This is a genomic window from Ferranicluibacter rubi, assembly GCF_011603255.1.
Taxonomy (GTDB): Bacteria; Pseudomonadota; Alphaproteobacteria; order Rhizobiales; family Rhizobiaceae; genus Ferranicluibacter; species Ferranicluibacter rubi.
On sequence record NZ_JAANCM010000007.1, the window covers coordinates 156728 to 178950 of the forward strand.

General features: G+C 62.0%; 22 protein-coding genes and 1 pseudogene. 7 read left to right on the top strand and 16 right to left on the bottom strand.

What is annotated here, in order from left to right:
- Positions 1-85 precede the first annotated feature (85 nt).
- The gene (locus tag G8E10_RS15115) at positions 86-1225 is read left to right on the top strand and encodes an ROK family transcriptional regulator (RefSeq protein WP_167129931.1); all 1140 of its coding nucleotides are present in this window, start codon (positions 86-88) and stop codon (positions 1223-1225) included.
- A gap of 129 nt (positions 1226-1354) precedes the next feature.
- On the opposite strand, the gene G8E10_RS15120 is transcribed toward G8E10_RS15115, so the two are convergent.
- Together G8E10_RS15120 and G8E10_RS15125 are read right to left on the bottom strand one after the other, a co-directional pair.
- Entirely contained in the window at positions 1355-1624 is a 270-nt protein-coding gene (locus G8E10_RS15120; RefSeq protein WP_167129932.1) for a helix-turn-helix transcriptional regulator, read from the bottom strand.
- A gap of 20 nt (positions 1625-1644) precedes the next feature.
- A complete protein-coding gene (locus G8E10_RS15125; protein WP_343289806.1) occupies positions 1645-2319 on the bottom strand; it encodes a HipA domain-containing protein in 675 nt (224 codons plus the stop codon).
- 447 nt (positions 2320-2766) lie between these two features.
- Between G8E10_RS15125 and G8E10_RS15130 the strand changes: the two genes are divergently transcribed.
- A complete protein-coding gene (locus tag G8E10_RS15130; RefSeq protein ID WP_167129933.1) occupies positions 2767-2994 on the top strand; it encodes a hypothetical protein in 228 nt (75 codons plus the stop codon).
- Between the two features lie 888 nt (positions 2995-3882).
- Entirely contained in the window at positions 3883-4116 is a 234-nt protein-coding gene (locus G8E10_RS15135; RefSeq protein WP_167129934.1) for a hypothetical protein, read from the top strand.
- A 296-nt stretch (positions 4117-4412) separates the two neighbouring features.
- Here the strand turns inward: G8E10_RS15135 and G8E10_RS15140 are convergent, their stop codons facing one another.
- The 11 genes from G8E10_RS15140 to G8E10_RS15190 all read right to left on the bottom strand — a co-directional run bounded on the left by G8E10_RS15140 (position 4413) and on the right by G8E10_RS15190 (position 15562).
- Positions 4413-4703, bottom strand: coding sequence for a hypothetical protein (locus G8E10_RS15140; RefSeq protein WP_281517600.1), 291 nt, complete (start codon positions 4701-4703; stop codon positions 4413-4415).
- A 394-nt stretch (positions 4704-5097) separates the two neighbouring features.
- A complete protein-coding gene (gene atzF / locus G8E10_RS15145; RefSeq protein WP_167129935.1) occupies positions 5098-6930 on the bottom strand; it encodes an allophanate hydrolase in 1833 nt (610 codons plus the stop codon).
- A complete protein-coding gene (locus tag G8E10_RS15150; RefSeq protein ID WP_110730774.1) occupies positions 6927-7280 on the bottom strand; it encodes a cupin domain-containing protein in 354 nt (117 codons plus the stop codon). Before G8E10_RS15150 ends, atzF begins: the two co-directional genes overlap by 4 nt.
- The gene (locus G8E10_RS15155; RefSeq protein ID WP_167129936.1) at positions 7273-7941 is read right to left on the bottom strand and encodes a cysteine hydrolase family protein; all 669 of its coding nucleotides are present in this window, start codon (positions 7939-7941) and stop codon (positions 7273-7275) included. Before G8E10_RS15155 ends, G8E10_RS15150 begins: the two co-directional genes overlap by 8 nt.
- A complete protein-coding gene (locus G8E10_RS15160) occupies positions 7941-9491 on the bottom strand; it encodes an ABC transporter ATP-binding protein (protein WP_167129937.1) in 1551 nt (516 codons plus the stop codon). The genes G8E10_RS15155 and G8E10_RS15160 overlap by 1 nt, the downstream gene beginning before the upstream one ends.
- Position 9492: 1 nt before the next feature.
- A complete protein-coding gene (atzD, locus tag G8E10_RS15165; protein ID WP_167129938.1) occupies positions 9493-10593 on the bottom strand; it encodes a cyanuric acid amidohydrolase in 1101 nt (366 codons plus the stop codon).
- Complete coding sequence (biuH, locus tag G8E10_RS15170; protein WP_167129939.1) at positions 10593-11294, bottom strand: biuret amidohydrolase; 702 nt, start codon at positions 11292-11294, stop codon at positions 10593-10595. Before biuH ends, atzD begins: the two co-directional genes overlap by 1 nt.
- A gap of 11 nt (positions 11295-11305) precedes the next feature.
- Positions 11306-12322, bottom strand: coding sequence for a formamidase (locus G8E10_RS15175; protein WP_110808079.1), 1017 nt, complete (start codon positions 12320-12322; stop codon positions 11306-11308).
- 12 nt (positions 12323-12334) lie between these two features.
- Entirely contained in the window at positions 12335-13261 is a 927-nt protein-coding gene (locus tag G8E10_RS15180; protein WP_110808080.1) for an ABC transporter permease, read from the bottom strand.
- Positions 13258-14391, bottom strand: a complete 1134-nt coding sequence (locus G8E10_RS15185) for an ABC transporter permease (RefSeq protein ID WP_110808081.1) — start codon at positions 14389-14391, stop codon at positions 13258-13260. Before G8E10_RS15185 ends, G8E10_RS15180 begins: the two co-directional genes overlap by 4 nt.
- A gap of 43 nt (positions 14392-14434) precedes the next feature.
- Positions 14435-15562, bottom strand: coding sequence for a BMP family ABC transporter substrate-binding protein (locus tag G8E10_RS15190; protein ID WP_110808082.1), 1128 nt, complete (start codon positions 15560-15562; stop codon positions 14435-14437).
- Between the two features lie 324 nt (positions 15563-15886).
- Between G8E10_RS15190 and G8E10_RS15195 the strand changes: the two genes are divergently transcribed.
- Entirely contained in the window at positions 15887-16561 is a 675-nt protein-coding gene (locus G8E10_RS15195; protein ID WP_110808083.1) for a GntR family transcriptional regulator, read from the top strand.
- Between the two features lie 3 nt (positions 16562-16564).
- On the opposite strand, the gene G8E10_RS15200 is transcribed toward G8E10_RS15195, so the two are convergent.
- Positions 16565-18373 carry a bifunctional diguanylate cyclase/phosphodiesterase gene (locus G8E10_RS15200; protein ID WP_110808084.1) on the bottom strand — a complete coding sequence of 603 codons (1809 nt, stop codon included), beginning with the start codon at positions 18371-18373 and terminating at the stop codon, positions 16565-16567.
- Between the two features lie 438 nt (positions 18374-18811).
- Between G8E10_RS15200 and G8E10_RS15205 the strand changes: the two genes are divergently transcribed.
- From G8E10_RS15205 to G8E10_RS26020, 3 genes and pseudogenes are all read left to right on the top strand, one after another.
- Positions 18812-19147 (top strand): type II toxin-antitoxin system PrlF family antitoxin, encoded by a 336-nt coding sequence (locus tag G8E10_RS15205; RefSeq protein ID WP_110808085.1) that lies wholly within the window; start codon positions 18812-18814, stop codon positions 19145-19147.
- 1 nt (position 19148) lies between these two features.
- Positions 19149-19643 carry a type II toxin-antitoxin system YhaV family toxin gene (locus G8E10_RS15210; RefSeq protein ID WP_132665311.1) on the top strand — a complete coding sequence of 165 codons (495 nt, stop codon included), beginning with the start codon at positions 19149-19151 and terminating at the stop codon, positions 19641-19643.
- A 168-nt stretch (positions 19644-19811) separates the two neighbouring features.
- Positions 19812-20003, top strand: a pseudogene (locus tag G8E10_RS26020) (RHE_PE00001 family protein); the annotation flags it as partial.
- Between the two features lie 3 nt (positions 20004-20006).
- Here G8E10_RS26020 and G8E10_RS15215 read toward each other — a convergent pair.
- Together G8E10_RS15215 and G8E10_RS15220 are read right to left on the bottom strand one after the other, a co-directional pair.
- Entirely contained in the window at positions 20007-20807 is an 801-nt protein-coding gene (locus G8E10_RS15215; RefSeq protein WP_132665310.1) for a phosphodiesterase, read from the bottom strand.
- A gap of 75 nt (positions 20808-20882) precedes the next feature.
- Entirely contained in the window at positions 20883-22178 is a 1296-nt protein-coding gene (locus G8E10_RS15220) for an ABC transporter substrate-binding protein (RefSeq protein WP_167129940.1), read from the bottom strand.
- Positions 22179-22223 lie beyond the last annotated feature (45 nt).

Genomic DNA, 22223 nt, shown 5'->3' on the forward strand with positions numbered 1-22223 from the left:
CGGCCCGACATCGTTGCCGGGCAGGGTCGCGCGCGATATTCCAAACACCATGACGTCAGAGCGAACACGGCCGGGAGAACGAGACATGGCAGCGGAACGGGGCGCCCTGTCGCGGGTGCCGCTTGCCAGCGACAACGAGCGCATGATCCTCGATATCATCCGCCGTCATGGCGCGATGGCGCGCTCGACGATCACCAGCCACACCAACCTCACGCAGCAATCGGTCCACCGGCTGGTCGAGGGGCTGGTTTCTCGCGGGCTGCTGCGCACCGGCGCGCCGATCGGCGGCATGCGCGGTCAGCCGAGCCCGACCATCGAGCTTGCGCGCGACGGGGCCAGCGCGGTCGGCCTGTCCGTCAACACGGACTCGGTCATCCTCAGCATCACCGACCTTGCCTGCAGCATCATCGTGGAAGAGCGCCTGGACCTTCAGCCGTGCGACCGGGAGAAGACGCTGCGCGCCATTGCCGTGAGGCTCGATGCGTTGTTGGCAGAGCATCATATCCGCAAGAACACGATCGCGGGCCTCGGCTTCTCGATGTCGGGCTTCTTCGTGTCGGAGGATCGCGCCTTCAACGCGCCGGAGCCGCTCTCCGACTGGTCTCTCCGGGATCTCCGACCAGAGCTGGAGCATACCTTCGGTTTGCCCGTCTGGCTGGAGAACAATGCGACGACGGGCGCGATCGGCGAGAGCATGTGCGGCGTCGGCCTCTGGTGCCGGACCTTTGCGTTTCTCTCGTTCAATTACGGCTTCGGCGGCGGGTTGATCCTCGACGGCAAGCCGTTCCACGGCTTCCACGGCAATGCCGGCGAGTTCAGCGGCATCTTTATGCCAGGCGAATCCGAACGGCGACCCGCTCTGCAATATCTTCTGGCACGGCTGCAGGAAAAGGGCATCGGCATCGACAGCGTCGATACGCTGCGACGGGATTTCGACCCCGCATGGCCGGGCGTCGAGGACTGGTTGGCGGAGACTTTGCCGCAGGTCGACCGGCTGGTCGCAACGCTCGTCGCCGTTCTCGACCCGCAGGCTATCGTCTTTGGCGGGCAGTTGCCGACGGAGCTTGGGCGCATGATGATCGAGCGCGCCCACCTTCCCTCGCAGCGGGTGCACCGTTATGACGTTGGGCCGAAGGAAGCGCGGCTCGTGCTCAGCGAGACGCTCGGAGACGCCGCCGCCATCGGTGCGGCGCTCCTTCCTTTGAAGGAACGGTATTTTACCTGACGTCTCCTGTCCCTGCAGAGCCCGCCGAATTTCAAGCAAGATAAAGTGGTGTTCCACAACGCGTGAATTTTTTGGCGTCGAAATTTGTCGCTTCAGCGCTAATCTTTGGATAGTTGTCCGCCAATCTCTTTATCGGACAAACCAAACTGAAAATTTAAATAACCGACCTATCTTTTCCAATGTTTCAAGCATTGGGTTCGCCGCCCCAGCTTCGATTTCCGCAACATGTCGTCGCGTTAGTGCAAGCATATTCGTGAACTCCTCCTGGGTCATGCCGGAACCCTCTCGGATTTCTGCCACCGCATTCGGCAGCCTCAAATCGCCGGTTCGAGCACGCTCCGCCAGTGTTTGACGGTTTTCGAGAATCTCATCTTTCGTGGGTTTCTTCCACCGAGCCATTTAGCTGTCCTTCGGCATCACTAGCACGTCGCCAAAACGCTATCCGCGATTTCCATCCAGCGGCCCATTGCACGTTCAAGGATTTTTGGCGACGCACCCCTATCGTTTGCCATGGCCGGCGCGTGCCGCAGATGTTCTGCGAATTCGCAAAGCGAGGCCGCGAGCGCTTTCTGCTCAGCAGGATCAGGCATCACCTCGCGGCAAATACGATTGCTATCGGGAAGGTGATCGCGACCACCATCACGCATGATGGCCCATCGGGTGGAGCGTACGATACCCTCTTTGGCGAGCCGCATTGATGCGAAATCAAAGAGCGGAGACAGCCGGATCGTGCCGTTCTGGTGCTTGCTAAGTGCGGAATTCCGGCCGTGATTATCCGGATTGCCGAGCGCCAGATTGGCGATGTCGTGCTTCAGATGTTCGACAATGCCCGTGAAGGGATCCGCTGAATATTGGCGCAGAACGTCGATACCGGCCTCGTGCGTGTCAACATGGCCGAAATCGGCAACGCCGATCGCTGACACCAGGCTTTCCTGGCCCAGCCTGACGGTTCCACCGCCTTGTCTCTTTATCCGGTCGAAACGGGGAATGATCAGAACGCCCTCGGCATAGATCGAGGGTTCGCTGACCTTCGGACCGATCTCTAGAGCGATCCGCGAATGGAGGGCTTCGCCTTCGAGGATCGGGCGGTCCACGGGCTCGTTACTGCTAAGTAACTTGCCGATGGACGTGACACACGGACTCATCATCGCTCACAAGGCTGTCGGGATAATACAGCCCGTCATTTGCCTGTGTCATCGAGACCTTCGGCCATTTGCCTTGCAGGCCGCTTGAGCCGGAGGCAAGCCTTGCGAAACGATCGGCGACTTCCATGAAGCGAGCAGATCGCTTAAGGATCTCCGCCTCCGTCACCCCCTGGCGCTCAACACTGCGCGGCCGTTCCTATTCAGGTTCCGCCTCTTCTTTGATGCGGATATTGCCTACAGGCGGAAGATGCCCAAAATATAGCGATTCTTACGCCTGTATTTAATATCATATACTCGTCAGCTTTGGCTCTGCACTCCTTGGCGTTGGAGTGATGATTTCCCGGCTGATTGATTCACTCTACTGAATGTCATCCCGGCAAGAAGAGGACTGAATGCATGTCGAGAGTGTTTCGCGCAATGACGACACGAGAGTGGCTTGCTGTCGCCTTCATGATCGCGTTCCCGCTCTTGGTGGTAGCTCGACATCTGACCATCGATCAGCCGAACGAGTTCGACTACTTTTTTCTCGTAGTCACGGCAATCGTTGCCCTGATCCTTGATGCGGTGATCGTCGCTCTCATCGCTTGGAATGTTTCTCGCAGGATCAGGGCAGGGCGGCACTGAAGGTCGAAAGAATCGCCAAACAGGACAGTGGTTTACAAGGACGTCAGATAAAAACGATAGCACAGATTGTTTCATTCACAGGATGCATAGCGGTTGCCCTGCTTTTGACGGTAGGGACAGGGAATAGTCAGGACGCGCCCTCTGTTGATATGCAAACCCTGCTTCTGAACGCTCAATCACCGAGTTCTTTTTTTAATCCTGTGATCGCAGGGATTGGAAGAGGTGTTTCGGCAGCGAGCGAATTTTCGAAAGAGCAGGGCAATAGCCCGATTTTTTGCCCCCCTACAAAGCGGCTGCGAACCGGCGAGTACATGTCAATTGTGTCGGACTACGGTAGCCCAAGACCCAACGCGGTTAAAACTGCCTTCGACCGAAATCGCGCGAACGATGGTCTTAGCGCTTCGATCTAAATTTCCCTGCGCAGATTGACGGCGAAAGAACGGTGAGACGTCTGACGGTGACGCGCAACACCGTGAGAATGCCGACATACGTTCCAAGCCAGACCGCAAGGAAAAGAGCGGCATTCCGACGTAAAGGACGATGGTGTTGAGGACGTACATTTCTCTATTGACGATAGCTAATGAAGCCAGCATTGCCATTACAACGACCCACGCTGCGAAAGCGCCGCAGATGGCAGCAACGTTCAATCTGCCGATGGCATCGAGAACGTTCCATCCAATGGCCTTGTAGTTCATCGTCGGACCCGCCGTTCAGCCGGTTGCAAATGTAACGGCAGAGTGTGCCCTTGTCACGGTCCTGCTACCCTGAACCGGCCTCCGATTGTTTTTCACGACCATTCCGACCACGCCGGTTGACTCCGCAGCGCAACGAGAACAAAGTAGGAACGAATTCCGTCGTTCCCGAAAACATTCCTACCGTGGGTCCATCATGAGCAACGCCGCGCACCAGCCTTACGAGCCTCTTGCCATTTCCGCTGACGTCCTTGCGAGGCACATCGTCCAAGAGCACGATGGTGACGCATTCGAGGCGGTGAAGACGCTCGTGCTTGAGTTAGATTTCGCTCGCGAACAGCTTCACATTGCGTCGAGCCTCTTGAGCACCGGTATTGGCAGAGGATGGCGACCATCCTTCACCCGCTTGCCGGACATTCCAGAGGCGTGACGTGTCGTGAAGCACCGCAAGGGTATCAATCTGATCGTTGATGCGCCCTTCGCCCCGGCACAATCCCGCTTCGCTGCGTACGACCTACACCGTTCGCTAAGCAGCCTTGCCGAATTCGAGGTGATCGGCGGTCAATGCCCATCGTGCAATCGTACCCGCTGGCTCGACCATAGATCGCTGTTGGGAGGGCAGGGCGACATAACGCTGTCAGTCTTTCAAGAGCGGCTTCGGTGCAGCCAGTGTGCCGGGAAGGTCTGTAAGGCTGTCATCGGAGTTCTTGGACGAAATTGACCGCGTCAATGCCGGTCGTTCAAGTGTGGAAGCAACCTTTCCGCGGAGCGTCCCGTCGTTGAACCCGGCAGATGCCTGATCAGCGTACCGAGCTCTACGGGGTCACCAACTGACAAGGCGCGATGGTCATGGACCGTTTTGCCAGCCGCAAACTCGGCCGATGCGACAGTGACGAAATAGTCGAGATCGTAATCGACGATGGACGTACCCTGGAAGTTTGCCTTATCGTCCTCGAGCTCTGGTTTGGCGACATGGTGCCATTCGCCATCAAAATGGGTTTGGAGCGTTAAGCGCATGAAACGACCCCCTTCAATGGTACAAACAACTCGATTCAGGCGTTAATCAACCCATTAAAAGGGGGAATAACTATCGCGGAGCTGCGAGCTATCGAAGCGGTCATCAAAGCGTCTCATGGGCTGACCATCTTCCGGCCAAGCAACGCACAACCGTCGGCGAACAACATGAGGGACGAGCTCAGCGCAGGTGTCAACCAAGTATCGGAGTCGCCCCTCCCATTCAAACACAACGAGCAAGACAGCTCCGAGTGATCCCACGAGGATCATCCCGAGATCGTCATGCTCTGAAAGGTTGCTGATCCTCATCGAACCAGAATTCCGGTGAAACACATCAAGGGAAAACCAATGGAAAATCAACGTCCTTGGGCTCAAATGGTGGGCGCCGCAGGGAATGTCACGCCTTCGCGCAGTAGGCGCGCCATCCCCCAAAGGCGCTGATATCCGCAGCGCCGGCCGCGATCGCGACCGGCTCGCAAAGAAAGCCCTTGGCCGACGTGCCATCGGAAAGGGCAATCGTGCCGATGCCGAGCGGCGCGGGAATGGCGGCGACGAAGCTGCCGAAGGCCGAGGACGTTAGACGCCAGATCTCGACCTCGATCTGCGTTCCCTCTCCATCCGCAACCCGGATCATGCCCGGCTTCGGCGGCACCGTGCCGGCAAGGGCGTATAGCCGATAGTCCGAGGAGGTCTGGGCGGTGCGGGAGAATTGCGCTTTCAGATCGATGAGTTGTTGGTTGAGCGGCATGCCGGAGAGATGCGCTCCGACCACGACGAGGTCGATCAGGCCTTCCGCGGACGTGTCCGGTTCAGGCGCGACGTTTGCAGGTTGCTGCCAGCCGGTGGCGCCGAGCGTCAGGCCGCTTGCGGCGTGGAGCGTTTGCCCGAGCGTTGCGACGAGGCCGTCCTTACCGGCGGGGGCAAGCAGGGTGACGCTGGCGGGCAGGCCGTCCTGCCGGGTGCCGGTGGGCACCGCCATGCCACACATGTCGAGCAGGTTGACGAAGTTCGTATAGGTTCCGAGCCGTGAATTCTCCCGGATCGGCTCGGCTTCGAGCTCGCCGACCGTGTAATGGCGCGGGGCCGTCGGCACGCAGAAGAGATCCACCGAGGCGATGATAGGCGCGAGCCTCTTCTTCAGCGCCTGAAGCGCATAGAGCCCGTTGAAGGCATCGGCCGCCGACAGTGCCTTGGCGCCGCCGTAGATCTTGCGCGTGACGGCGTGAAACGCATCTTCCCGCGTGTCGAAGAAGTCCTTCACCGCGGCATAGCGTTCAGCCACCCAGGCGCCTTCGTAGAGCAGGTTGGCCACGTCGTAAAAGGGGCCGAAGGGGATTTCGACCAGGCGGTGGCCGAGCTCTCGCAGCGTAGACAGCGCCTGTCCATAGGCCGCCTCCATCGCGGCATCGCCGAAGAATTGGAGGTCGGCGCTTGCTGGAACGCCGATGGTCAGCACGGGCGGGGCCACACGAGAACCCTTCGGCAAAGCGCGGGAATAGGCGTCCGCAGGGTCCGGCCGGGCCGCGACGGAGAATACGGTCCAGGCATCTTCGACCGTCAGCGCGAAGATGGAGACGCAATCGAGCGTGCGGCAGGCGGGAATGACGCCCGTGGTGGAGAGCGCACCGAGACTCGGCTTCAGCCCGACGATATTGTTGAGCCCGGCGGGAATGCGGCCGGAGCCCGCCGTGTCTGTGCCGAGCGCGAAGGAGACGATGCCTTGCGCCGTGGCAACCGCCGAACCTGAGGATGAGCCACCGGGCACCAGCGCCGGATCGATGGCGTTTTTCGGGATCGGATAGGGCGAGCGCACGCCGACGAGGCCGGTGGCGAACTGGTCGAGATTGGTCTTGCCGATGACGAGCGCGCCGGCCTCTCTCAAGAGGCGGACGACCTCCGCGTCTTTCTCCGGCATGTACGCATAATCCGGGCACGCAGCTGTCGTCGGCATGCCCGCAACGTCGATATTGTCTTTCACCGCGAAGGGAATGCCGAACAGCGGCATTGCGGGATCGTAGACGCCGAGGCGCTCTGCCTCTGCCAACACATCCTGCCGGTTGGCAAGGTGCAGGAATATGCCGGGGTCATCCACGTCTGCAATGCGGGCGAACACGCGCTCCACGATCGTGCTGACGCTGCCGCCATTGCGATAGAAATCCGACAGAGAGGCGATGTCGAAGGCCGGGAGATCGGGGGAGGCAAGAAGATCGGAGGAGGGACGTCCGGTCATGCCATGTCCTCCTCAAGGATCGTCACGGGCCGGTCCCACTGAATCAGCACCACGCATCCGGGCTTGCTCCAGACGGAATGCTCGGTTCCCATGGCGTTCACAATATAGCTGCCTTCCGCGTAATCGCCGGTCTCGTCCGACTGCACGCCGTCGAGAACGAGGATGGTTTCGAGCCCCTCATGCCGGTGGTGCGGCACGGATGCGCCTGGCTCGTATTTCAACAGCGCCACGCCCGGCTGATCGCCTTCGAACCGCTTGATCCAGTGGATCGTCACACCTTTCCGGAAGGCCTCGAACGGCAGGTCTTTCCAACCGCCCGACATCGAGAAGTCGCGTGTGGTTTCAGGCATGGGGCAGTCCTTTCAAAATATTGTCGATATGCGCCGTCCAGCCGACGATGGCGCCCTGGGCGCGAATCATGGCGATGGCGGCGGCCTTGAAGTCGGGAAAATAGCTCTCGGTCGCCTCCTCGCAGAGCAGGCATTCATAGCCGCGATCATTGGCCTCCCGCATGGTCGTCTGCACGCAGACCTCGGTGGTGACGCCGGCAAAAACGAGCTGGGTGATGCCCTTCTGTTTCAGGATCTCACCGAGCGGGGTCGCGTAGAAAGCGCCCTTTCCGGGCTTCTCGATCACAATCTCGCCGTCGATCGGCGCAAGCTCCGCCAGAATGTCCGTGCCCGGTTCGCCCACGATCAGCACGCGCCCCATCGGGCCTTCGTCGCCGATGCGCAGCGCCGGGTTGCCGCGGTCGCGCTTGGCGGGCGGCAGGTCGGAGAGGTCCGGCCGGTGGCACTCCATCGTGTGGATGACGGGGAGGCCTGCGGCACGAAAACCCTCGAGCAGCCTCTTCACATCCGGCACGATCCGGCCGATGCGGGAGACGTCGTTGCCAAGGCTCGCGCCGAAGCCGCCGGGCTCCGCGAAATCGCGCTGCATGTCGATGACGACGAGCGCCATCTCGCCAAAGCGCGCCGGGAAGTCGAACGGTTCTGCCGTGATATCCGCCATCAGTGATGCCCTGCCATATGCGCCCCGATGATGCCGATATCGGCGCCGCGCGCCGCCGTCTCGTAGACCAGCCGCCCTTCCGAGATGACGAGGATGCGGTCGGAGAGTTCGAGAAGCTCGTCCAGATCTTCCGACAACAGCAGCACTGCCGTGCCGGCATTGCGCGCCTTCATGATGCGGGCCCGGATTTCGGCGACCGCCGAGAAATCGAGCCCGAAACAGGGGTTGGAGACGATCAGCAGATCGACATCGCCGATGAGTTCCCGGGCGAGCACGGCACGCTGCACATTACCGCCCGAAAGGGCGGCGATGGGAGACGAGGCAGACGCCGTCTTTACCTTAAAGTCGGCAATGAGCGCGGTCGCGCGTGCCTTCATGCCCGCCTTGGAGAGCCAGATCGCTTGACCACCGTCCGGCTTCAGGTCGAAGGTGCGGAAGGACAGGTTCTCGCTCACCGTCATCCGCGGCGCGCAGGCGTTCTGCAACGGTTCTTCCGGGATGAAGCGGACGTTGTTTTTGCGCGTTTCCGCCCGGGTCGCGCCATAGGCCGCGCCATGGACCTCGATGGTGCCGGAGACGGGTGGGCGCTGACCGGCCAGGATCTCGGTCACCTCCTTCTGCCCGTTGCCGGAAATGCCGGCGATGCCGACGATCTCGCCGGCCCGCACCGTGAGGTCGTCGATCTCGATGGTCTTCAGCCCGGAGCGATCCGGCGCCTTGATGCTGGAGAGACGGAGCACCGTCTCCGCCGTGTCGCCGACGGGTGCGCGGCTGTCGAGTTCGGCGAGCTTCACATCGCCGATCATCAGGGCTGCCATGGCGGCGGTGGAGAGATCGCCGATCGCGCCGGTACCGACCAGCTTGCCGCGGCGCAGGATGGAGACCGCATCGGCAAACTTGGTGATCTCGTGAAACTTGTGGGAGATCATCAGCACGGTCAACCCGCCGCTGTCCGTGAGCCCACGCACAAGCCCCAGCATCTCGTCCGCCTCCGCCGGCGTCAGCACGGACGTCGGTTCGTCGAGGATCAGGAAGGAGCGGCCGAGATAAAGCTGCTTGACGATCTCGAGCTTCTGCTTCTCGCCGGCGGCCAGCTCGCGCACCGGCCGGTCGAGTGGGATCCGGAACGGCATGCGTTCCATGAAGCGCGCGAGGTCCTTGCGCTCCTGTCCCCAGTTGATCACGGCCGGCACGTCCGAGCGGCTGATGACGAGGTTTTCGGCGCCGGTCAGCGAGGGGACGAGGGTGAAATGCTGGTAGACCATGCCGAGCCCGAAGGTAGCGGCATCCCGCGGCGAGGCGACGGAGACCTCGCGGCCATCGACCACCAGCGCGCCCGACGTCGCGTGGTAGAAGCCCATGATGCATTTCACCAGCGTCGATTTGCCCGCACCGTTTTCGCCGAGCAGTGCATGGAAGGATCCGGCGGGTACCCGGATCGACACGTCGTCCAGCGCCGTGAAGCTGCCGAAGCGCATGGTCATGCCGATGGTCTCGATGCCGGCCGCCGTTCCGGACGGCAGAACGGGGGTATCGCGAATGACAGGCATGTCAGCTCTCCTTTTTCCCGATGGTCTCGCGTTCCACGATGATGGCGACAGGCCCGCCGCCCGGTGGGCCCTGATGCTCGGCGCCACCCGACACGTAGAGGTCTGTCATGCCGAAGACGCCGGCGAGCACGCCACCGACGAAGGCGCGGGCGTGACGGGTGCCGGCAATGTCGGAATCGTCCAACATTGTGTGACGCCGTCCGCGCACCATGCCGGAAGGGTCGGGCTCCGCCTTGGCGAGAACGGCCGCCAGCCGCGCCGTCTCGGGCAGCCGGGCCTGTGCCGCTCTTACCGGGGCCGTGTCGATGGCGTTCGCCATCACGGCGTGATCGATGGCGAACGGACCTCGCCAGGTCTTGCTCATACCGAGCACGATGATCTCGTGATCGGTCAGCTCGACGCCGGCCGACGTGGAGGCGCAGCGGGAAAAGAGGTCGAGGCGCGCGCCGACGACCTCGTCGGTGATGTCGCGCGCGTCGATTTCGTCGAGCGCCACGGCGACGCCGAGGGCGGAGGCGCCGCGCGACAGCCCCATGGATTTCAGCGTGTCCCGGGTGGCCACCGTCTCACCCGCAGCATCCGCCTCGCCGATCCGGGCAAGCGTCAGCAGCGGGCATTTGATCTGGACGAAATGCACATCCTTGTGGTCGTCGATCCCGGCGTCCGCCATGGCGGCGCGGACGCCTTGCGCGACGAGAAGCACCTGCTCCCGCCGGCCGAGATGGTGGAAGGGGAGATGCGGCGTGCGCGCTGCGCCGATGGCGAGGGACGGCTCATCCTTCGTATCCGTGGCGTCGGTCACGGCTTCGCGGGCGAAAACCGTCCAGTGCGGCGACAGCGCGCCCTCCGTGCCGCCGGACATGACGAGGCAGGGAGCCTCGACGCCGAGCCTTGCAAAAAAGGCCTCGAAGCTCGCCGTGGCATAGCCGCGGGTGAAATCGTTGACGCAGCCATTGCCCTCCGTCTTGCCGAGGATGGCGACGACCGTTTCCGGCTTCAGGCCGGCCACAAACAGCGCTTCCACGCCCGACACATCGGCCGGACCGCTTGCGGCCACGCGCCAGACGGAGGCTTGCAGCACGTCGCGTTTTGAGGAGGCCATCAGGGCAGGGCCTCGATCAGCGCCTGGGAGTTTGCGACCGCGCCGAAGACGCCGCCCTGCATCTTGACCATCTTGATGGCGGCGAGATGGTTGCCGTGGTCAGTCGCACCGCAGCAGTCTTCCAGCAGCAGGCATTCGAAGCCGCGATCATTCGCCTCCCGCATGGTGGTGGAGACGCAGACATCGGTGGTGATGCCGGTGAGGATAAGGTTCTCGATCCGCTTCTGGTTGAGGATCAGCTCGAGATCGGTCGCGCAGAAGGAGCCTTTGCCAGGCTTGTCGATGATGGTCTCGCCCTTGATCGGATAAAGCTCCGGGATGATGTCCCAGCCGGGCTCGCCGCGCGTGAGGATCCGGCCGCAGGGGCCGGGATCGCCGATGCCGGCACCGATGCGCTGCGACCGCCAGCGCTTGTTGGCCGGAAGGTCGGCGAGATCGGGGCGATGGCCCTCGCGGGTGTGGATGATGTGGTAGCCCTTGGCGCGCATGGCGGCGAGCACCGCGCCGATCGGCTTGATCGGCGCCTGCACGAGCGAGAGATCGTAGCCCATATGATCGACATAGCCGCCCTTGCCGCAGAAATCGGTCTGCATGTCGATGATGATGAGGGCGGTGTTGTCAGGCCGCAGCTTGCCGTTATAGGGCCAGGGATAGGGGTCGGCGGTGATGTAGTGTCCTGCGGTTTCGGTCATCGCATCCATGATCTTCTCTCCTATTCCGCAGCCAGTTTGGCACTCTCGCCGTATTTCCGGGTGGGTTTTTCAAAGCCGCAGGGCGTGCCGTCAGTCACCTTGACATCGTCTTCCCAGGGCAGCCGGTAGGTGCCGGCGATAAGGTCGTGCATATAGCTGTAGGGTGCATCGCCGGCCCCGCCGGCGACCGCGACATAGCCGCGATGGCCGAGCTGGTAGATGTTGTTTTCCACGCCCCAGCCAAGCCGCGCCTCGCGCACCAGATCCGGCCGCACCTCCGCCGTGATGATCTCGTTGACCCGCCCCGACGTGCCGTGCGCGATGATCGTGCCGTCGAAATTGCAGATCATGCCTTCGCCCATGCTGTCGAACGTGCCGTCCGAGCCGCACATGCAGACGCTGGCGGTGACCATGAGGTTGCAGAAGGCGTTCGACTGGTTGGTGAAGCGCCAGGATTCGCGGATCGGCGCGGTATAGCCGGCCGTGCGGATCATGATCTCGGCGCCCTTGTAGGCGCATTCGCGCGCCATCTCCGGGAACATGCCGTCATGGCAGATGATGAGCGCGAGCTTGGCACCCTTCGGCCCGTCGATAACGGGAATGCCGAGATCGCCCGGCTCCCAAGGCTCGACGGGCACCCACGGGTGCATCTTGCGGTAATAGAGCTTCAGTTCGCCCTGATCGTCGATGACGATGCCGGAATTATACGGCATACCACCCGGATTCCGCTCCATGATCGAGAAGCAGCCCCAGATCGCGTTCTCCCTGCAGGCCATCTTGAAGGCATCGACCTCGGGTCCGTCGAGGTCGCACATAATCTCGGGGTTGATGTCCATGGAGAGGCCGTGCAGGGCATATTCCGGGAAGACCACGAGGTCCATGCCGGGCTGGTTGCGCCGCGCCTTGGCCACGAGATCGACGACCAGCTGCGTCTGCCGGGCCAAGTCCGCCTTCGTCACGGTCAGAGGCAGTTGCAGCTGCACGAGACCGATGCCGACGCCGTGTTGCGATATGTTGAGACCACCCAGACCGTTCATGCGCGAATTCCTTTATTTCGTCAGGGAGAGCTCGCCCGGTGCGCCGGACAGCGCGCGATTGGGCGAGGATGTGGCAATGAGGATGGCGAGCGTCAGCACGTAGGGCGCCGCATAGAAGAGATAGTAGCCTTGTGTCACGCCCACCGACTGGAGCGCCGGCCCGAGTGCGCCTGTGCCGCCGAAGAGGAGAGCAGCGAGGAAGCAGTTGATCGGGTTCCAGCGGGCAAAGATGACGAGCGCAACCGCCATGAGGCCCTGGCCCGACGAGATGCCCTCGTTCCACGAGCCGGGGTAATAGAGCGAGAGATAGGCCCCGCCGACAGCGGCAAGTGCGCCGCCGAGTGCTGTTGCGAGAAGTCGAACGCGGTCCGGATTGACGCCCATCGCGCGGGCGGCATCGGTGGAGTCTCCGACGACACGCAGGATGAGGCCCGGGCGCGTGTTCCTAAACGCCCAGGCGAGAAAAAGCGCGAGCAGAAAGCCGATGAAGAACAGCACGTTGATGTTCAATGCCGCCTGCACCTGTGGATAGGACGACCAGTTGCCGAGCGGAATGGACGGCAGCTTCGGTGCGGATGGCTGGATGAAGGGCTTGCCGAGGAAGAAGGCAAAGCCCAGCCCGAACTGCATCATGGCGATGCCGATGGCGATGTCGTTGACCCGGGGAAAGCGGCAGATGAAGCCGTGGATGAGCCCAAAGACGGAGCCCGCGGCCATGGCCGCAAGCACGCCGAGCCAAGGTGAGCCGGTCAGCACCGCCACGGCATAGGCGGTCATCGCGCCGAAGACGAGCGTGCCTTCCAGCCCGAGATTGATGCGCCCCGAACGCTCGGTGATGGCCTCGCCCAGGGACACGAAGATGAAGGGCGTGGAGACGCGGATGGCGCCGGCGATGATGGCGAGGGGCACGCCCCAGAGACCGATATCCGTCTCGCTCATGCGCGGCTTCCTTTCCAAAGATCAGGATTGAAGACCTTGAAGCGGCCGTAGAAGGTCTCGCAGAAGAGGATGACGATGAAGAGCGTGCCCTGCAGGGCGACGACCGTGGCATCGGGTAGCCCCATTCGCCGCTGGATCAGGCCGCCGGAGGCCTCCAGCCCACCGAGCAGGATGGCGATGGGGATGATGGCCAGCGGATTGTGCCGGGCGAGGAAGGCGACGAGAATGCCGGTATAGCCATAGCCGGCGGCCAGCGACGCATTGGCGCTGCCCTGCACGGCGGCGACCTCGAGCATGCCGGCGAGCCCCGCAAAGCTGCCGGCGATGGCCGTGAAACCGACGATCAGCCGGCCGACCGGCAATCCCTGGATCTGTGCCGCCCGGACATTGCCCCCGGCCATGCGCGCGGCAAAGCCGAAGCGTGTCGCCTCGATCAGGACATAGGAGAGGACACAGGCAAGAATGGCGATGACGAGTCCCCAATGGACATCCATGCCCGGAATAGCGCCGATCCTATAGTCGGCGGGCAGGGCGAAGGTGGACGGCTTGTTGAGGCTCGCGGGATCTCGCAGCGGCCCCTCCACGAGCTGGTTCATCAGTGCGATCGCAATGTAGGAAAGCAGCAGCGACGAAATCGTCTCGTTGACCCCGCGATAATGGCGGAGGAACCCGACGGCACCGATCCACACGCCCCCGACGACCATTGCGGCGAGCGCCATCCCGATGAGGGTGGGATAGGGCGGCAGAATGCCGGTCAGCGGCGTGGCGATCGCCGCCGCAGCAACGCCGCCGAGCACCAGCGCGCCCTCGCCGCCGATGATGACGAGGCCAAGCCGTGCCGGCAGCGCCACGCAAAGGGCCGTGAGGAGGAGGGGAGCCGCCCGCGACAGGCTGTTCTGGATGGAGAACCAGCTGCCGAAGCCACCGGTATACATGATCTGGAAGAGGGCGACCGGCGACTTGCCGATCGCGAGGATGAAGAGCGAGAACAGCGCCAGACCGGTGACGATCGCCGCAAGGCCGATGACGACGGGCTCCGCCCACCGCGCCAGCCATTCGAGAGCTGGGCGGAGAGACGCGGCACCGCCGGGTTCCAGCGACAGCGCAGGATTGTTCACTTCGACGGACATGACGCGTCTCCCCTCATGGAACGGTTAGCCGAATACCGGGGGTTCAGGAGGTGGAGCCGACCACGCCCTCGACGAGATAGGCCATGCTTTCCAGATCGATCGCGTCCTCGGCATAGGCCTTGTCGGCGGGGATCACGGCATTGCCCTTGTTGTCCTTTAGCGGACCCTTGAACACGGAGAGCTTGCCGGTCATGGCCTCGGCATGCGCCGCCTCGAACGCCTTGCGCCCTGCTTCCGGCACACCGGGCCCGAGCGGGCTCATCTTGACGAAGCCGTCCTTCAGGCCGCCACGCACGAAGTTTCCGAGCTTCTCGCCGGCTTGGGCCTTGGTGATGAAATCGGTGTAGACCTTGCCCCAGGCCCATTCGGCGCCGGTCAGGTACTTCTCGGGCGCAAGCGGGCTCTGGTTGGCATGGTAGCCGCAGACGAAAGCGCCGCGACCGGCGGCCGTCTCGACCACCACCTTCGGGCTGTCGACATGGCAGGTGATGACATCGACGCCCTGATCGACCAGGGCATTGGTGGCCTCGGCTTCCTTGATGGCAAGCGACCATTCGCCGGTGAAGATGACCTGGCAGGTGATCGCGGGATCGACGGAACGGGCGCCGAGCAGGAACGCGTTGACGTTCTGCAGGACCTGCGGGATCGGCTTGGCCGCCACGAAGCCGATCTTCTTGCTCTTGGAGGCGTGGCCGGCGGCGATGCCGTTCAGATACTGGCCCTGATGGATGTAGCCGAAGTACGACCCGGTATTGGCGGGGTGCTTGCCCTCCTGCCACAGGCCGCCGCAATGGCGGAACTGGGTGTCGGGATATTTGGCGGCCATGGCCAGCATATGGGGATCGAAATAGCCGAAGGACGTCGGGAAAATGAGCGAGGCGCCGTCGAGATTGATCATCGATTCCATCGTCTTCTGGACATCGACGGTCTCGGGTACGTTCTCCTCTTCGATGAGCGTGATGCCCGGCATGGCCTTGATGACGGCGGCACCTTCGGCATGCGCCTGGTTATAGCCGTAGTCATCCTTGGGGCCGACATAGATGAAGCCGACGGTGAGCGCTTCCTGCGCGAAAGCGGTTGACCCCATCAGGCCCGGCACGGCGCTTGCCGCAAGGCCGATGGCAGAGGTTTGAAGAAACTGTCGGCGGTTCATGGAAAAGCGGTTGGTCATCATCATGTTCCCCGTGCGGCGCTGGGCCAATGGCTGTTGGACATAAAAGTGTATGCAATGACCGTGCCACTTCCTAAGCTATTGGAAAGACTAGATGCCATCCTGTCTCTCAAATCGGCATGATAAAAGTGCATGCAGTTTTACTTTAAATTGCCTATTTTTCCATCGTCGCTTCGTTCAGGCGCTGCCAGATGCACAAAATCCGCGGGCCTAGATGAGGGCCGTCTACTAAAGTATATCTTTTCAATATCTTAAACAGGTGATTGACATGCTCTGAGATGCCCGTCATCTGTATGCAATAATGAGACTGACATTGAGACGAACGTGACTCAGGCAAAACGGAAGACCGTCACCCGTACAGGAACGACCGTCGAGCAGATGGTGCGCGCAATCGCCGACATGATCGTTAGCGGTATTATGGTCCCCGGCGAGCGGCTGGACGAGCTGTCGCTGGCGGCCCGCTTCGAGGTGTCACGGACGCCGGTGCGCGAGGCCCTGCGCGAACTCGGCGCCATGGGGCTGGTCGGCCGGGAGCCGAACCGCAGCGCGATCGTCAAGAACGTCGAGGAGGCCCATCTTCACGCGATGTTCGAGGCGATGGCGGAACTCGAAGGCATCTGCGCCCGGCTTTCCGCAATGCGGATGGACGCGGACGAGCGCCATGCGCTCGAACGCGAGCACCGGGCTTCGATGCAGCTCGTTCGCGCCGGTGTCCCTGAGGGCTATGCCGCCTACAACACCGAATTCCACAACCGGCTCTATCGCGGCACCCATAACGATCACCTTTTGGAACTGGCGACGCAGACGCGCGCAAGGCTCGCCCCGTTCCGCCACGCGCAGTTCCGCCTCTCAGGCCGGCTTTCGAAATCCTATGAGGAACACGACCGGATCGTCACCGCCATCCTGCGCGCCGACGCCACCGCTGCCGGAAAGGCAGCCTATGATCACGTCTCGATCGTCAGCGATGCCAGCACCGTCTTCGCCGTCGCGCGTGGCTGAGGTTCAGGGTCTCCCACCCGAGACCAGGCCGTCCATCACAAGCCCCGTGCCGCTCGCCTTGGCGCAGCTCTTCAATTCCGCCACACGGGTCGTGACGGCGTTGACGTCCGTCAGGATCGTGCCCTTCTCCAGCGTGAGCACGCCGACGCTGCAGCGCATCAGCGGGTAGGCCTGCTCGACGCCCGAGCGCCCGTAGCCCATGATGAAGCCCCGGTTGCGATCGTCCTCCGAATAAAGCTCCTCCACCCCGGCCTTGAAGGCGCAGAGCATCCGCGTCAGCATGTCCTCCACCGCGGCCCGCGGCAGATCAGAAAGGCCGACGAAGAAATCGTCACCACCGACATGCCCGACGAAATCGCCGTCGCCGATGAAGTGGCGGCGCAGTAGTGCGGAGAACAGCGTGATGGCGGCGTCGCCACGGTGAAAACCGTAACTGTCGTTGAACGGCTTGAAGTTGTCGAAATCGCAGTAGCAGAAGAAGCGCGTCCGGTCGCCGTCGAGCATGGCCTCGTGCACATGATCGCGTATGGCACGGTTGCCGGGCAGCCCGCTCAAAGGGTTCTGGTCGCGTGCGAATTTCAGCTGCTTCTCGCTGATGATGCGCAGAAGGGAGGCGGAGGACAGGACACCGGCATAGCGCATGTTTTCCGTCAGGATCAGGCAATCGCTGCCGTTCGCCCCGGCGAAAATGTCTAGCATTTCATGGGCTGGCATGTTGACGTCTGCAACCGGTGCCGGTGTGACGAAACTGGCGATGCGTCGCTGGTAGACTTTGTTTTGCAGGAGGTCGCGCCCGAACGGGTGGTAGATCATCTCCTTCAGGTGATATTCGTGGATGACGCCGCGGGGCTCGTCGTTTGCGTTCAGGACGGGAAAGAAGGCCTGCTGCGGTGAAGTCCGGAACAACTCGAAGATCGTGTCGAGGTTTGCGCTTTCCTGCACGGTCGGCAGGTGTTCGACCTGCCTGCGGATGAGCACGCTGTCGGCCGACGCCGTCCGCCGCTTGGTGTCGTCAGCCTGGGCGAGGTGCGGATAGCTCGCTTTCAGGTCCGCATGGCAGACGGTCGGCATCGCTACGAAATAGCCCTGCAGCAGATCGCAGCCGAGATCGCGGCAGACATGGAACTCCGCCTCCGTCTCCACGCCCTCGGCGATGACGCGCGCGCCGAGCTTGTGCGCCACCGTCACGATGTGCCGCACCAGTTGCCGGTTTCGCGGCAGGCTTTCGATCTGCGACACGAAGTGGCGGTCGATCTTAACATAATCGACGGCCGCGCGGGACAGCAGCTTCAGGCCGCTGAAGCCGGCGCCGAAATCGTCGATCGCCAGCTTGAAGCCGTGCTGCCGCAACCGGTCGAGTAAGGTGTCGAACTCGGCGATCGTCTCGTTGTCGTGTCTCTCGGACAACTCGAAGCAGACGCTGGAGGGCGGAATGCCGACGCGTTTGAGGTGTCCGTCGAGCCGGTTGAGGATCGCCTCGTCATGCGCGCCGATCAGCCGCGTGTCGAAATTGATGAAGAGGGTGCGCTGCTGGAAGCCCGGCAGGGCGGCGAAGGCGGCGAGCGCGCGGCTGATGACCATGTGCTCCAGCGCCAGAAGCTCGCCATTCTCATGCGCGCGGTCGAGGAGCGCCAGCGGCGAGGCAAAGCCGAGACGATCGAAACCCCGCATCAGGGACTCGTAGCCGAAGCATGTCCCTGTCGTTGCCTCGACGATCGGCTGCAAGGCGGTCTCGATGACGAGCTTGGAAAGGGTGACGATCTGGTCACGTCCAAGATGAAGGGGCGAAAACGTTTCGAGAAGGGCACTCACCGGCGGTCTCCAGGACAACAACTGTGCCGACCATCGCAGGGGAGACTGAACGTTTGGTTTGCGAAGAATGACAGTTTCATGAAAATATCGAGCCGGGTTCGGCCGGTCGCGCCCCGGTGCAGGGAACGCCGACGGTGCTGCAGGCAATCGTCGCGCCTGTTGCCTGGAGCGAGCTTTCCGTCCCTTCAGCACGCGCCCTGCCTCGTTTGGCTGTTTTCCGTGTCGATCCTGTGCCACCAACGGAGCACATTGCCATGGCGACCAAACTTGGCCTGAAACATCCCGCTGATCGGCGCCATCATCGCGAGTGTGAAACCCGGCTGCTCGCTATCACCGGCGCCGAGATCGGGCGAGATACTCGCCGACCCAATATCGTCCATTCCTTGACATGTAAGGAATTATCCTTACTTTATGTCCACTCAACCGGAGGCCTGAGCCGTGGGCGCATTGCTGAAAGAAGAAAGCACCGTTACTGTAAAGGGGCAAACGACCATTCCCAAGGCTGTTCGGCAAGCGCTGGGCGTTGAACTTGGCGATCGTATTGCGTTTACCGTCGATGAGCATCGACGTGTATACCTTGAGAAGGTCAAGCCTGAACAAACATCAGACCCCGTGATAGAGAGCTTCCTGGGTTTCCTGGCGAATGACATGTCTAACAATCCCGGGACGTCTGTCGTCTCCTTTCCGCAGGCCTTGCTCGATCGGGCCGTCGCACTGACTGCAGGCATGTCGGTCGATCTCGATGCCGAGATCGAGGGCGATATCGCGATCTGATATGGTGACAATCAATGGATGGAGCATCCTCGCCCACCCTCTTTTTCTCGACCAGGTGGAAAAGCTGATCGAGGCTGTCGATGCAATCAAAGCAAAGCGACCAGATGATTATCAAACGACAGCAAATGCCAAGCTGCTAGCGGTTCTTGTGCAGCTCGTCACGGTTACAATTCCATTAGATCCGTCAGCCACCGTCTATCGGCAGGGATCGACCCTTGGCGGTAACAGGAAGCATTGGTTCCGCGCCAAATTCGGGAACTCTCGCTTCCGACTCTTTTTTCGATATTCGAGTACCAGCAAGGTGATCATATTCGCGTGGGTCAATGACGAGAATACCTTGCGGACCTATAACTCGAAGACAGACGCCTACAATGTCTTCAAGGGAATGCTGGACGACGGTCATCCGCCGGATGACTGGAACACGCTGTACAAAGAGGCATCCGATAGGAATGTCGTTAAACGCCTAGAAAGGCTTTCCTCTTCGGATCATACCTAGAGTGGCGCACGATAGTCACTCTAGAAGACGCATCTCTCAATCCCGAAACACAGATCAGTCCCAATCCGTTTCCGCCCCGTACCCCTGTCTGGTCGAGATACAGTCGAGGGAGTTCTAGCCTGTCGCCCGCTGCCAACTTTGGCAAAGGCAATGCTGCCTTCCTGTTGCGATCAGACAAATCTTCCGGGCATCGACTATGTCGCCATCGATGCGGTCCTTGCTTTCTCGGACGCCGCGATTACCCAAGCCAGAAACCCGGGCCGGCCTCCAGCCAATCCTTTGGTCTATGATCTCGGCTGGGACGAGGATGCGCGTCTCAATCAATGGCAGGCGGCAATGCGGCGGGCCGAAAATCTGCCTACGTCACGGTCCTTCGCAGGGACCGGTGCGTCCCGTCCGCGTTTCGCCGACCTCGGCCGCGTAGGCGCGGAAGCCGTTATCGTCGATATGGATGATGCGGTAGCAGGGATTGCCGGCGGTCCAGAACGGATCGGGCGCGTCGATATCGGTGATGAACTTGTGGGAGCACGCCTGGCCCGAACTATAGGCAATGCCGGTCGCGCTGGAGCCGGAAAGCGGCACATGGATATGACCGAAGACGATGTGGCGGATGCCGGCGGGGTGGGCAGCGAGCCGTTGCAGCATCTGCCCGTCGTCATGCATCTCGATATTTTCGAAATGCGCGATTCCGGAATGGACCGGCGGATGATGGACGAAGACGGTGACCGGTCTCTCGCCGGCGCCGGCAAGAGCGTCATCCAGCCAGGTCAGCCGCGATTCGTCGTAGATGCCGCCGATGATGCCGGCCCCATGGCTGTCGAGGAAGAGCAGGCGGCCGAACGGGGTGTCGAGACAGGACTGGATGAAGCCGTTTTCATCGCGCGGCTGCTCCGGGAAGGCAGCGGTAAAGGCGGGGCGCGAGTCGTGATTGCCGAGCAGCAGGCGGATGTCGCAGGTGAAGGGCTGGAGGATATCGCGCAACAGCGCATAGGCTTGTGGATCGCCGTCGTTGCAGAGATCGCCGGTGATAACGAGGAGATCGGCAGTTCTATGTTTTTCCAGAATATCGGCGACGGCGGCCCGCAGATGGGCCTCGGGATCGACGCCATGGACGGTCGCGCCTGGAGGCAGCAGATGTGTGTCGGTCAGCTGGATGATTTTCATGGGAAAAGCGCCTTATCGGGAAAGGAAACGGCTGCGGAGGCAAGGCTCCGCAGCCGTCAGTGTCTGCGTGTCGGATCAGTTCATCAGGCCGTTGGTCTGCGCGACGATTTGGCTGAGGCCCTCTTCCGGCGTGATGTCGCCGCGCATGACGGTGCCGATGATGTCACGCTGAGTGCGCCAGATCCGCACGGAGTCCCCGCCCGGATAACCGGCCCAGGGCAGCGAGCGATCGGCCTGCAGCGAGGCCGTCTTGACGTTCGGATGCTCGATATAATAGGGCGCGAGATAGTCCGGACCGGTCGCGAGTTTGTTCGTCGGCAGGTAGCCGGTGATGCGCACGATGAGGTTCTGCGCCTCCGGGCCGGTGATCCACTTCAGGTACTTCCAGGCCGCATCCTGCCGGGCCTTGTCCTGCGTAAGGATGACGGCGGAGTTGCCACCCGTGGGCACGCCGCCCTTTTCCGCATTGTCGAGCGGGAAGGTTGCCGTCTTCAGCTCGAAGCGGTCGCCGACCAGCCCCTCGATCGTCTGCACATGGGCTGGCGTCGAGAAGATGAAGCCGGTGAGGCCTGCACCGAACTGCTGGCGCGACTGGTCCCAGTCGAGCAGCGTCTGGCCACCATCTGTGACGAACCGACGGGCGAGCTTCAGAGCATTGAGACCGGTCTCGTTGTCGAAAGCCACCGTCTTGGTGGCGGGATCGACGAGCTGTCCGCCCTGCTGGAAGATCAGAGACTGCCACAGCCAGTCGTCCGGCCAGCCATTGATGTCGTAGCCCATGCCGGCGATCTTCGGGTCGAGCGCGTGGATCTTGGCAGCCAGCGCGATGACCTCCTCGAAGGTCTTCGGCATGTTGTCGGGATCGCCGCCGGCTTTGCGCACCAGATCGGCATTCACATACATGATCGGCGAGGAGGCGTTGACCGGCAGGCCGTACTGCTTGCCGTCCACCTGGCCGAGCGCCGACATCTTCGGGCTGTAGTTCTTGTCGAGGAAGGCCGCGCCGCCCTCGGCTTCGATGAACGGGCCGAGATCCGTGATCTGGTTGCGCGGCGCCAGCGTGTGGACGAGTTCTGCCGTCAGGTTGTAGCCCGAGAAGTAGACGTCTGGCAGATTGCCCGTGACCGCTGCGCGCAGCACCTGCTGCTGGCCATCATTATAGCCGGTGGCGGGCGCCAGGAAGTTGATCTTGATCGTCGGGTTGTTCTTCATGAACGTATCGGCCAGCGGCTGATGGAATTTCGTGAAGCCGGGCAGGTTGTAGAGAACGTTGAGCGTGATCTCGTCGCTGGCAGAAGCCATCGAACTGAGGCCTGCCATGGCAAGGCCGAAGACGAGGCCGCGCATGGCGGTGCGTCGGGTAAGGGTCATTGAGGTCTCCATAAGGACGTGGTCGTTCGAGTGGTTCGGGAGGGG

Coding starts and splice junctions, on each gene's coding strand:
- G8E10_RS15150 (WP_110730774.1), bottom strand. CDS start 7,280: ATGCCTGAAACCACACGCGACTTCTCGATGTCGGGCGGTTGGAAAGAC.
- G8E10_RS15135 (WP_167129934.1), top strand. CDS start 3,883: ATGAGCAACGCCGCGCACCAGCCTTACGAGCCTCTTGCCATTTCCGCT.
- G8E10_RS15140 (WP_281517600.1), bottom strand. CDS start 4,703: ATGCGCTTAACGCTCCAAACCCATTTTGATGGCGAATGGCACCATGTC.
- G8E10_RS15120 (WP_167129932.1), bottom strand. CDS start 1,624: ATGGCTCGGTGGAAGAAACCCACGAAAGATGAGATTCTCGAAAACCGT.
- atzF (WP_167129935.1), bottom strand. CDS start 6,930: ATGACCGGACGTCCCTCCTCCGATCTTCTTGCCTCCCCCGATCTCCCG.
- G8E10_RS15190 (WP_110808082.1), bottom strand. CDS start 15,562: ATGACCAACCGCTTTTCCATGAACCGCCGACAGTTTCTTCAAACCTCT.
- G8E10_RS15180 (WP_110808080.1), bottom strand. CDS start 13,261: ATGAGCGAGACGGATATCGGTCTCTGGGGCGTGCCCCTCGCCATCATC.
- G8E10_RS15210 (WP_132665311.1), top strand. CDS start 19,149: ATGGTGACAATCAATGGATGGAGCATCCTCGCCCACCCTCTTTTTCTC.
- G8E10_RS15130 (WP_167129933.1), top strand. CDS start 2,767: ATGTCGAGAGTGTTTCGCGCAATGACGACACGAGAGTGGCTTGCTGTC.
- G8E10_RS15115 (WP_167129931.1), top strand. CDS start 86: ATGGCAGCGGAACGGGGCGCCCTGTCGCGGGTGCCGCTTGCCAGCGAC.
- biuH (WP_167129939.1), bottom strand. CDS start 11,294: ATGGATGCGATGACCGAAACCGCAGGACACTACATCACCGCCGACCCC.
- G8E10_RS15215 (WP_132665310.1), bottom strand. CDS start 20,807: ATGAAAATCATCCAGCTGACCGACACACATCTGCTGCCTCCAGGCGCG.
- atzD (WP_167129938.1), bottom strand. CDS start 10,593: ATGGCCTCCTCAAAACGCGACGTGCTGCAAGCCTCCGTCTGGCGCGTG.
- G8E10_RS15175 (WP_110808079.1), bottom strand. CDS start 12,322: ATGAACGGTCTGGGTGGTCTCAACATATCGCAACACGGCGTCGGCATC.
- G8E10_RS15185 (WP_110808081.1), bottom strand. CDS start 14,391: ATGTCCGTCGAAGTGAACAATCCTGCGCTGTCGCTGGAACCCGGCGGT.
- G8E10_RS15220 (WP_167129940.1), bottom strand. CDS start 22,178: ATGACCCTTACCCGACGCACCGCCATGCGCGGCCTCGTCTTCGGCCTT.
- G8E10_RS15155 (WP_167129936.1), bottom strand. CDS start 7,941: ATGGCGGATATCACGGCAGAACCGTTCGACTTCCCGGCGCGCTTTGGC.
- G8E10_RS15160 (WP_167129937.1), bottom strand. CDS start 9,491: ATGCCTGTCATTCGCGATACCCCCGTTCTGCCGTCCGGAACGGCGGCC.